At 61.1% G+C, this 9,873-nt stretch carries 9 protein-coding genes; 2 read left to right on the top strand and 7 right to left on the bottom strand.

Annotated elements, in window-relative coordinates; all coding sequences use genetic code 11:
* Positions 1 to 427: hypothetical protein (locus ACNA1V_RS01300; RefSeq protein ID WP_415831757.1), on the top strand; the 427-nt coding region annotated here is incomplete at its 5' end.
* 75 nt (positions 428 to 502) lie between these two features.
* Here the strand turns inward: ACNA1V_RS01300 and ACNA1V_RS01295 are convergent.
* The 6 genes from ACNA1V_RS01295 to ACNA1V_RS01270 all read right to left on the bottom strand — a co-directional run bounded on the left by ACNA1V_RS01295 (position 503) and on the right by ACNA1V_RS01270 (position 7,559).
* The gene (locus tag ACNA1V_RS01295; RefSeq protein ID WP_415831756.1) at positions 503 to 1,048 is read right to left on the bottom strand and encodes a phosphoribosyltransferase; all 546 of its coding nucleotides are present in this window, start codon (positions 1,046 to 1,048) and stop codon (positions 503 to 505) included.
* 236 nt (positions 1,049 to 1,284) lie between these two features.
* Positions 1,285 to 2,580 (bottom strand): adenylosuccinate synthase, encoded by a 1,296-nt coding sequence (locus ACNA1V_RS01290; protein WP_415831755.1) that lies wholly within the window; start codon positions 2,578 to 2,580, stop codon positions 1,285 to 1,287.
* 86 nt (positions 2,581 to 2,666) lie between these two features.
* Positions 2,667 to 3,833, bottom strand: coding sequence for an ATP phosphoribosyltransferase regulatory subunit (locus ACNA1V_RS01285; RefSeq protein WP_415831774.1), 1,167 nt, complete (start codon positions 3,831 to 3,833; stop codon positions 2,667 to 2,669).
* Between the two features lie 294 nt (positions 3,834 to 4,127).
* Entirely contained in the window at positions 4,128 to 5,357 is a 1,230-nt protein-coding gene (locus ACNA1V_RS01280; protein WP_415831754.1) for an MFS transporter, read from the bottom strand.
* Between the two features lie 54 nt (positions 5,358 to 5,411).
* A complete protein-coding gene (locus ACNA1V_RS01275) occupies positions 5,412 to 6,308 on the bottom strand; it encodes an amidohydrolase family protein (RefSeq protein ID WP_415831753.1) in 897 nt (298 codons plus the stop codon).
* Positions 6,309 to 6,332: 24 nt separating this feature from the next.
* Entirely contained in the window at positions 6,333 to 7,559 is a 1,227-nt protein-coding gene (locus ACNA1V_RS01270; RefSeq protein ID WP_415831752.1) for an alpha-hydroxy acid oxidase, read from the bottom strand.
* A gap of 294 nt (positions 7,560 to 7,853) precedes the next feature.
* Here ACNA1V_RS01270 and ACNA1V_RS01265 point away from each other — a divergent pair, with 294 nt between their 5' ends.
* Entirely contained in the window at positions 7,854 to 8,774 is a 921-nt protein-coding gene (locus tag ACNA1V_RS01265; RefSeq protein WP_415831751.1) for a LysR family transcriptional regulator, read from the top strand.
* Positions 8,775 to 8,830: 56 nt separating this feature from the next.
* Here the strand turns inward: ACNA1V_RS01265 and ACNA1V_RS01260 are convergent, their stop codons facing one another.
* Positions 8,831 to 9,688 carry a 3-hydroxyacyl-CoA dehydrogenase gene (locus ACNA1V_RS01260; RefSeq protein WP_415831750.1) on the bottom strand — a complete coding sequence of 286 codons (858 nt, stop codon included), beginning with the start codon at positions 9,686 to 9,688 and terminating at the stop codon, positions 8,831 to 8,833.
* Positions 9,689 to 9,873 lie beyond the last annotated feature (185 nt).

Here is a 9,873-nt window from a genome sequence, read left to right as displayed (position 1 = left end):
CATCAGACCCACCCCCGCCCTACCGCCGTCACCCCACGCGCAGCAAGGCTGGCTGCTTCGGGACGGGAGTGCCATAATCCCGGCTGCCGCCGCGTGCGGTTTCTTTTTTTATTACCTCAGATCAGAGACCATGAAACGAACTGTCCCCATGCTGCTGGCCGTCGCTGCCATCAGCATTTTGTCTGGCTGCGGCGAGTCATCTAAAATCTCGCAGGACAATACCTGCCTGTACTCCTCCGACGAAGAGGCCAAGGCCTGCAAACCTGGCGAGCTGGCTTATTTCCGCCCGGCAAGCTGGGGCAACCAGCAGCTGCCTCTGCAAGTCGCAGCCCTGTACTGTGACTTCAACCATCAAATCATGCATACCGACGCCGGTGTGCTTTGCGTCTTTACCGACAAGCGCCTGCATCTGCTGGACGCCAAATAAAAAAACCAGACCTGCCCCAAGCGTCCCAACAATCGCTTGGATCAGGCCTGGCTTTCTCAGCCCAGGACGGCGCAATCAGTCGTCGTGCACGCCTTTTTGCATCCAGGCCGCCAGTTGATGCGGCCGCAGGCTGTCGTAGTCTTCAAACGGCTGGTGAATCCAGGGGTTGGTCGGCAGGCGATCGACGTAGTAGTCCGGCGTGGCCTGTGCCCTGCCCTTCCACCACAACACGGCCGTGCGCAACTCGGTAATGGCCGGGAATTGCTTGCGCAGGTGCTCGCGCACACGATTGAAAGTCAGGCCGGTATCGACCATGTCATCAACCAGCAAGACCCTGCCGTCCAGGGAACCGCGCGTGATCGTAATGAATTGCGCAATATCCAGCTCACCTTGCTGGGTGCCGGCTGCTTCCCGATAGCTACTGGTAGCCAGAATGCCCAGCGGTACATCGTAGATGCGCGAAATGACATCCCCAACACGCACGCCGCCACGAGCCAGGCACAGAATCTTGTCGAATACCCAGCCCGATTCGTACACCTTGAGGCACAGGGTTTCGATCAGACGGTTATATTCTTCCCAGCTGACCCACAGGTCGCTATCAGTGTTTTCAGGAAGGGCCATACTCATTACTCCATGCGTGTTCCAGAGAGCCATCCAGGCCGCCGGCAACGTCAAAAAATGCCAGGCTAGCGCAAGCTCACAAGACGGCAGCGGATAGGCAGCCGCCCCGGCACTCACGGCCTGGCGATAAAAAAAAACCGCAGCCTGATGGCTGCGGCAGAAATCATAACGCCAAGCGGCGTCCCCTGTCTTTTCAAATCGGCCACTTGCAGAGGCAAGCAGCCGAAAAACAGGGCTCAATCCTTGAAGGGATGCTTCATCAGGATGGTTTCGTTGCGATCCGGGCCGGTGGAAACCATGGCGATGGGCACACCGCACACTTCAGCCATGCGTTCCAGATAACGGCGCGCATTCACGGGCAGCGCATCGAACAATTGCACGCCAACCGTGGATTCAGTCCAGCCCGGCAGGGTTTCAAAGACCGCTTCCGTCCGAGCCACGGCGGCGGCGCCGCTGGGCAAGACATCGACGAACTTACCGTCCAGGTTGTAGCCCACGCCGATCTTGATCTCTTCCAGGCCGTCCAGCACATCCAGCTTGGTAATGCACAGGCCGCTGATGCCATTGAGACGCACCGAGCGCTTCAGCGCTGCGCCATCGAACCAGCCGCAGCGACGCGGACGGCCCGTGACAGCGCCGAACTCCTTGCCAACCTTGGCCAGGTGAGCGCCGATGTCGTCATGCAGCTCCGTGGGGAACGGGCCCGAACCGACACGCGTGGCGTAGGCCTTAGTGATGCCCAGCACATAGGACAGCGCCTGAGGCCCGACACCGGCGCCAGCCGAAGCCGCACCTGCCACGCAGTTGCTGCTGGTCACGAAGGGATAGGTACCGTGGTCCACATCCAGCAGTGCGCCTTGCGCACCTTCGAACAGCAGATGCTGGCCGGCTTCACGGGCTTCGAACAGCAGCGTGGAGACATCCGCGACCATCGGCTTGATGATGGGAGCAAAAGCCAGTGCTTCGTCCAGCACCTTCTGGAAATCGACTGCGTCGGCGCCGAGGTACTGCGTCAGCATGAAATTGTGGTAATCCAGCACTTCTTCCAGCTTGGCGGCGAAGTGGGCTTCGTCGTACAGATCCTGGACACGCAATGCGCGGCGGCCGACCTTGTCTTCATAGGCCGGGCCGATGCCACGGCCGGTCGTGCCGATCTTGCCCTCGCCCTTGCGGGCTTCACGCGCCTGATCCACAGCGATGTGATACGGCAGGATCAGCGTGCAGGCCTCAGAAATCTTCAGGCGCGAGCGCACATCCAGGCCGGCGGCTTCCAGCTCGGCCACTTCCGTCATCAGCGCCTGCGGCGACAGCACCACGCCATTGCCGATATAGCAAGTCACGCCGGGGTGCATGATGCCCGAGGGGATCAAGCGCAGTACGGTTTTCTTGCCGTTGATCCAGAGCGTGTGGCCTGCATTGTGACCACCTTGAAAACGCACGACGCCCTGGGCCGATTCAGCCAGCCAATCGACGATCTTGCCCTTGCCCTCATCACCCCACTGGGTGCCAATCACTACTACGTTCTTAGCCATGTCTGTAGTCGAAAAAAGTAGATTCAAATCCGGAAAAGCCCTGGAACGGACGCCTAGACGGCCCCCGCTCTGGTGACATGCCGATCTCAGGCACGTTCCAGCGACCGCAACTTCCAGGCGCCTTCTTGTTCGTAAAGTTCCCTGTCGCAGAAGAACTCATCCTGTTCATGCTCATGGCCAGGCAACATCTGCACCACGACCTCGCCGCGGCTGCGCAGTTCCTGCACGACTTTTTCCAGGATGGGGTCCGTGCTCCAGGGTGCACGGATCGCCGGGGACGCCTGGGCCGGTTTCAGGCCGGCCGCCAGCTTGCGCAAATCCAGGCTGAAACCCGTGGCCGGGCGCGCCCGCAAGCCGGACTCACCGACCTTGTCGTAGCGGCCGCCACGCACGATTTCATCGTGCCAGCCTTGCGCGTAAATGGCGAAAGTCACACCAGAGTGATAGCCGTAGCCCCCCACTTCCGCCAGGTCAATACTGATGCACGGCACATCCAGCGCTTGCGCCATGGTTTGCAACTGATCAAGGGCCGCCGCAACGCCCGGCAATGCCGGCAGGCTCTGGCGCGCACGCTCAAGAACTTCCAGCCCGCCATAGAGACTGGGCAGGCGCTCCAGGGCGGCCCAGGTCGCAGGCGCCACGCCAGTGGCGACGGCAGCCAGCTCACGCAGGCCGGGAATATCCTTGTCGCGCAACAGGGTGTACACCGCTTCGGCATGGGCCCGGATGGCCGGATCGGACTCCAGAATGGCCTGGGCCAGCCCCGGGTGATACAGATCCAGCCGGGCATCCTCGACGCCCGCCATGCGGGCGCTGGCAAAGGCCAGACGAACGATTTCAAGGTCGGCTTCCACACCGGCATGACCATACAGTTCAGCGCCGATCTGCAGCAATTCGCGCTGCGACAGCAAACCGGCGGGCCGCGTATGCAGCACCGAACCGCAATAGCACAAACGCGTCACTGCGTCGCGGTTCAGCAAGTGTGCGTCGATGCGCGTCACTTGACGCGTCATGTCAGCGCGTATGCCCAGCGTGCGGCCAGACAGCTGATCCACCAGCTTGAATGTACGCAGACTCAGATCCCGACCGGTACCTGACAACAGTGAATCTATGTATTCGACCAGTGGCGGCGCCACCAGCTCATAGCCATAAACCCGGTAGAGATCCAGCAACTTGCGGCGCAGCTCTTCGATACGTCGTGCTTCTGCCGGCAATGTGTCGGCAATCCCTTCCGGAAGCAACCAATCGCCCATCATGATATTTCAGCAATTCCCAAAACTGGATACGCTTGCGCAAAATGCGCGGGCAAACAAAAAGCGGCTTGGGGCGTAAGCCCGGCAAGCCGCCTAGGAGTTATGCAAGGTCTGTGCCAGACAGACTTCCTGCAATTAGCTTACGGGTTATTGTAAACCCTTTGCCAATTTACTCAAACCACTCTCGGCAGGCTGGCGCAGCCCGGCTATCCGCCCGCGCCGCCCGAGGATTCGACGGTGCCCGGCAACTGCCCGGGCGCCCGCCAGAACCACCAGACCTGCCTGCACCGGGCCTTACTGAATTTCCCGCCCTTTGGTTTCCGGCAGCAGCAAGGCAGTGACCAGCACGACAGCGTAGGCCGTTCCTGCAAAAATGCCGATGGCCATGCCCAAGCCCGTCACGCCGGACAGATAACCGACGAGGCTGGGAAACAGCGCGCCGACGCCACGGCCGAAGTTATAGGCGAACCCCTGGCCGGTGGCGCGTACATCCGATGGGAACAGCTCCGTCAAATATGCCCCCATGCCACTGAATATCCCGGAAGCGGCAAACCCCAAGGGGAAACCCAGATACAACATCTGCTCATTGCTCAGCTGAAACTGCGTGTAGGCATAGACGCTGATGCAGGAAATCACTGCAAAGATCAGCAGGTTCGCCCGACGCCCCAGACGATCCGTCAGATAGGCGCCCACGATATAGCCGATGAACGAACCCACAATAATGACCATCAGATAGCCGCCTGTGCCCACGACGGACAGCTGGCGCTCACTCTTCAGGAAGGTGGGCAACCAGGTTGTCACGGCGTAATAGCCGCCCTGCACGCCGGTGCACAGAATGGCGCTCAGCACCGTGGTCTTGAGCAAGGCCGGGGAGAAGATTTTCCACGGCGAGCTGCGTTCGCCACGGCTGGCCTGTTCTTTCTTGGTGCGCTCGAAGATTTCGGGTTCAGGCACATGGCGGCGGATATACAGCACCAACAGCGCCGGGATCACACCAATCCAGAACAGCGAACGCCAGGCCCATTCTTCAGGCAGGACAGTGAACGCCAAGGTATAAAGCAGTGCGGCCAGGCCCCAGCCAATCGCCCACCCGCTTTGCACCGTGCCAACCGCGCGGCCGCGGTACTGTGTGCGGACGATTTCGCCCATCAGCACCGAGCCCACCGCCCACTCGCCGCCGAAGCCCAGGCCTTGCAGCGCACGCAATACAAACACCTGCTCGAAGTTCTGGGCAAAGCCGATCAGTACCGTGCACAGCGAGAACCAGAGAATGGTTGCCTGCAACACCCGCACCCGGCCATAACGATCCGCCAGGATACCGGCCAGCCAACCGCCCAGGGCCGAAAACAACAGAGTCACCGTGCCCAGCATCCCTGCCTGGGTGCGGTCGATATTGAACAAGGTGATCAACGTCGTGATGACGAAGGTGAACACCATGAAATCCAGCGCATCCAGCGCCCAGCCGCCGAATGCAGCAATAAAGGTTTTTCGTTCTTTGGGGGATAGTTCCGAATACCAGCTCATGATCCTGTCTCCTGTTTATGAATGTCTGTTTGCCACCAGGCTGCCTGCCGCCGTTCAAACCGGTGTGGCAGGAAAGCCATAGAGACGCGCCGGGTTATCGACCAGAATGCGGCGACGCACCTGCGCATCCGGGGCCCACTGCGGCAACAGGTTGAGCAATTTCCCGGTGTCCGGCATCTGCTCGCGCGCCACGTGCGGCCAATCACTGCCCCAGACCATGCGGTCCGGCGCCAGTTCAATCAGCGATTGCGCCAAGGGCGCGACATCGCGGAATGCTTCAAAATCGTCACTGATGCGATAGGCGCCCGAGAGCTTGACCCAGAAGCCGTGGTCCGCCACCAGACTGCGCATGGCCTGATAGCCCGGCGCATCCAGCCCCATGGAAACCGGGGCGTGCCCCATGTGGTCGATCACGCCCGGCACCGGCAGGCGCGTCATGCGCGGCATCAGTTCGGGCAGATCCCGCACATCCATGAGGAACTGCATATGCCAGCCCAGCGGTGCGATGCGCGCGGCCAGCCGCTCCATGGCATCAAAGCCGATACCGCCGCCAAACAGCACGTTGATGCGCAAACCGCGCACGCCGGCAGCATGCATGGCTTCCAGTTCCTGATCGCTGATGTCCGCATCGACCACGGCAATCCCGCGCAAACGCTGCGGATTGCGCTGCAGCACTTCCAGCATGTAGCGGTTATCCGTGCCATAGACACTGATCTGTATCAGCACGCCATAGCTCATGTGATTGCTGTCCAGCATGGCCAGGTACTTTTGCTCAGGCGCGGGCGGCGGCGTATAGCTGCGATTTGCCACCATCGGGTAGGCAGCGCTGGCGGCCACGACATGGGCATGGGTATCAACAGCCCCTGGCGGCACATCGAAGGCCGGTGCTTCAAAGTGCGCCAGCGGTGCCCGGCACAAGGCCGCAGTTTCGGTTTGAGGATGGCTAGACATGGTGTGTCCTCGCTAAGAGTGGGATCAGGAAACGGTGCGCGGCACCAGGCACGCGGGGGTCAATTCATCGCAACGGTTAATGCCCAGCATGCCCATGTTGCGGTCGATTTCTTCACGCAACAGATTGATGGCATGGGCGACGCCCGCTTCGCCGGCGATAGCGGCGGCATAGTTGAAGGGGCGCCCGACAAACACCATGCGTGCGCCCATCGCCAGCGCAACCATGACATCCGAACCGCGCCGGAAACCGCTATCGACCAGCACGGGCAGGTCGGGGACAGCGGCCACGACTGCCTGCAACGAACGCAGCGGTGAAATCGCGCCATCGAGCTGGCGGCCGCCATGGTTGGAAACAATCACGGCATCCGCGCCATGCTCCCGGGCCAGGCGCGCATCTGCCGGATGCAGAATGCCCTTGATGACCAGATTGCCGCGCCATTGCCGGCGGATTTCCGCGAAATGACGCCAATTGAGGTGATCCCTGGCGCTGAAGTCGCGCAATACGGTGGCGGACAGGATGGGTGCGCCGCGCGTCGCAAATGAATTCTCGAAATGTGGCATGCCATGACGCGCCAGGGTGCGCAGGAAAGTGCCCAACAGCCAGGAGGGCCGTGTCAGCCCATCCCATGCCAGGCGCAAGCTGGGCTTGAGCGGTGTGGAAAATCCGGCACGGATATTGTTTTCCCGGTTGGCATTCACGGGAATATCGACAGTCACGACCAAGGTATCGCACCCGGTGCGCGCCACGCGATCCAGCAGGGCGGCAATACGCTCGGAATCCCCGGGCAGGTACGCCTGGAACCAGGTGCCCGGCACCTCATCCATGACCGACTCCAGCGGAATGACAGAAGTCCCGCTCAGCACGGCAGGGATATTGGCAGCGCGTGCCGCACGCGCCAGAACGATGTCGCCCCGGTAGGCCGTCAAGGCGGCCAGTCCCATGGGTGCAATCCCGAAAGGACTGTCGTAGGTACGGCCGAACAACTCCACTTTCTGGCTGCGCCCGGACACATCGGTGAGAATGCGCGGCAGCAAGCCGTATTCCAGCAAGGCCTGCTGGTTATCTCGCCCGGCACGGCCGTCTTCCACCGTCCCGGCCACATACTCGAACAATGGCCGTGGCAAATGACGCCGGGCACGATGCTCGAAATCCTGCAAGTTCAAAACACCACGCAGCTTGCGCAGCGCACGGGCATTCGAACTGACATTCGCCTCGGCCCTGGGGCCGGCATTCGATGAAGAGGATGACATGGGTGCTGCGCCTTGGATACGACAATGGCACGCATTCTAAAAATGGCAATTTCTTTGGTAAATTGAAATAAACACCGGCCTTAGATTGAATAAAATCGAACATAAAACCGGGCCAGCCACTTGGGATGGCGGCTTTGCTGGCTGCGCCGGCCATCCTGGCTGACCCAGCGTCCGCAAAACATCCTGGCGGCACTGGCAAAAACTGGTGTTAACCCCTAGCGCCCACACCGGTCTGCCTGCCCCGTGATCTGCACACAGACTGCGGATCTTCTCCCCTTCACTGTTCCACACGCCATGATGCCTCCCACCCTCAAACAGATCGAAGCCTTCTACCGGGCAGCAACCTGCGCCAACTTCGCCACGGCCGCCCAGCGGCTGCATCTTTCACTGTCTTCACTCTCCAAACGGATCAGCGAACTGGAAACCGCCCTGGGCGTGCAACTGTTCGACCGGCGCGGCAACCGCGCCACCCTGACTCACGAAGGCCAGCGGCTGCTACCCGTTGCCCTGGGTGCGCTGGATGCCGCACAGGCCCTGCAGCAGGCGGCCAGCAATCAGGAAGCCGGCCTGAGCGGCAGCTTCGAACTGGGTGTGGGGGAATTGTCGGCCTTGAGCTGGCTGCCTGCGTTCGCTGCGCAGGTGCGTGCCCGGCACCCGGCCCTGCAGCTGGCGCTGGATGTCGATATGGGTGCGCCGCTGGAGCAGCGCCTGGCGGCTGGCAAATTGGATCTGGCCGTCATCGCGGGGCGATCCTCACGCAGCGATATTCTGTCTCAGCCCATCGGGCGGGCGGACTTCGAGTGGGTCGCCGCTCCCGGCCTGCTGGCCGGCCGCAGGCCCCGGCAACGCGATGTGGCTGCCTTGCTGCAGGAAGTCCCCTTGATTACGCTGCCCGCCGGCGCAGGCACCACCCGCATTCTGGATGACTGGCTGATGGGGCAACATATCCAGCATGTGACACGCCTGTCCTGCAATAACTGGACAGCCGTTGCCGGGATGCTGCGGCGTGGCCTGGGGGTAGGTTTTCTGCCTAGCGGCTGGGCCTTGCACTCGGAGGACACTTATCCGCTGGTGCGCCTGGAGCACCGGCAGCCCCTGACGCCGCTACTGTATTCGGTGCAATGGCGCCGGGGCGACGAACGTCCGCTGATCCTGGCCATGCAAGACATGCTGGCGGCCTGCGTCGATTTTTCTTCGCCCAGGGAACAGCTTTGAGCGCCGGGCGCATCGCCCAGCACCCGGCGCCCGGCCATTCATTCCAGGCAGGCGGGCTACTTCTTGTAGCGGTAGAAGCCCTCGCCCGTGGACATACCCAGCTTGCCCTGGTCGATATAGTTTTCCTTCAGCCAGGCAGCCAGCTTGCGCTCATGCTCGCCGCCCTGGGACAGGATGTTGTAGGGCGTATTCAAGCCGATGATGTCATAAATCTGGAACGGCCCCATGGGGGCTCCCGTTGCCACACGCCAGACCTTGTCCACATCATGAGGATCCGCGTACCCGCCAGCCGCCAGATCGGCCGCAGCATTCAGCAGCGGCACCAGCAGTGAGTTGAGCACATAGCCCGCTTTTTCCTTGCGCACAGGGATGGGCACCATGCCGATATCCTTGGCGAACTGCACCAAGGTATCGAACACTGCCGGGTCCGTATCCACCGTGCCCATGATTTCGGCGGTATTGAATTTCCAGATCTGATTGGCAAAATGCAGTGCCAGGAAGCGATCAGGACGGCCGGTGGAATCTTTGATGGCGCTGGGCAGCAATGTGGATGAATTCGTCGCGAAAATGGTTTTTGCCGGTGCCAGGCGGGCCAGCTTGCCATAGGTTTCCTGCTTGATCGACAAGACCTCCGGAATGGCTTCGATCACCAGATCCGCATCCGCCACCGCGTCCGCCAGATCCGTGCTGAGCCGCAAACGTGCTGCCGCCGCCTCGGTTTTGCCATCGGCCGCACCCGGCACTTCGCTCAGATAGGTCTCTGCCAGCTCAGCAAAACGCTTGCTGGCCTGCTCGGCTGAAGCGGCGGTGACAGCATAAGCCGTCACTTCAAAACCGCTGTACGCACTTTGAAACGCGATCTGCGAACCCAGCACACCGGTTCCAACGACTGCCACCTTCTTGATCTGACTCATTGCTCATTCCTGAATAAGAGACGGGCGCAAGCCGCCCTGGCATGCCACGGTAATGGCATGACCAGCCAGACACACCCAAGGACACACGCAATATTAGATAATGACTCAATAAAGCTTTCATGACGACCTTATCCCACAGTTTGTAACAACCATTTATTGCAAGCCGTCTCGCCACGCCCTGTGAG

Source organism: Kerstersia similis (genome assembly GCF_965139615.1).
Taxonomy (GTDB): Bacteria; Pseudomonadota; Gammaproteobacteria; order Burkholderiales; family Burkholderiaceae_B; genus Kerstersia; species Kerstersia similis.
Note: the sequence above shows the minus strand (reverse complement) of the source record. Positions and strands in the feature narration are given on the sequence as shown.

Coding starts and splice junctions, on each gene's coding strand:
- ACNA1V_RS01295 (WP_415831756.1), bottom strand. CDS start 1,048: ATGGCCCTTCCTGAAAACACTGATAGCGACCTGTGGGTCAGCTGGGAA.
- ACNA1V_RS01290 (WP_415831755.1), bottom strand. CDS start 2,580: ATGGCTAAGAACGTAGTAGTGATTGGCACCCAGTGGGGTGATGAGGGC.
- ACNA1V_RS01285 (WP_415831774.1), bottom strand. CDS start 3,833: ATGGGCGATTGGTTGCTTCCGGAAGGGATTGCCGACACATTGCCGGCA.
- ACNA1V_RS01280 (WP_415831754.1), bottom strand. CDS start 5,357: ATGAGCTGGTATTCGGAACTATCCCCCAAAGAACGAAAAACCTTTATT.
- ACNA1V_RS01275 (WP_415831753.1), bottom strand. CDS start 6,308: ATGTCTAGCCATCCTCAAACCGAAACTGCGGCCTTGTGCCGGGCACCG.
- ACNA1V_RS01270 (WP_415831752.1), bottom strand. CDS start 7,559: ATGTCATCCTCTTCATCGAATGCCGGCCCCAGGGCCGAGGCGAATGTC.
- ACNA1V_RS01265 (WP_415831751.1), top strand. CDS start 7,854: ATGATGCCTCCCACCCTCAAACAGATCGAAGCCTTCTACCGGGCAGCA.
- ACNA1V_RS01260 (WP_415831750.1), bottom strand. CDS start 9,688: ATGAGTCAGATCAAGAAGGTGGCAGTCGTTGGAACCGGTGTGCTGGGT.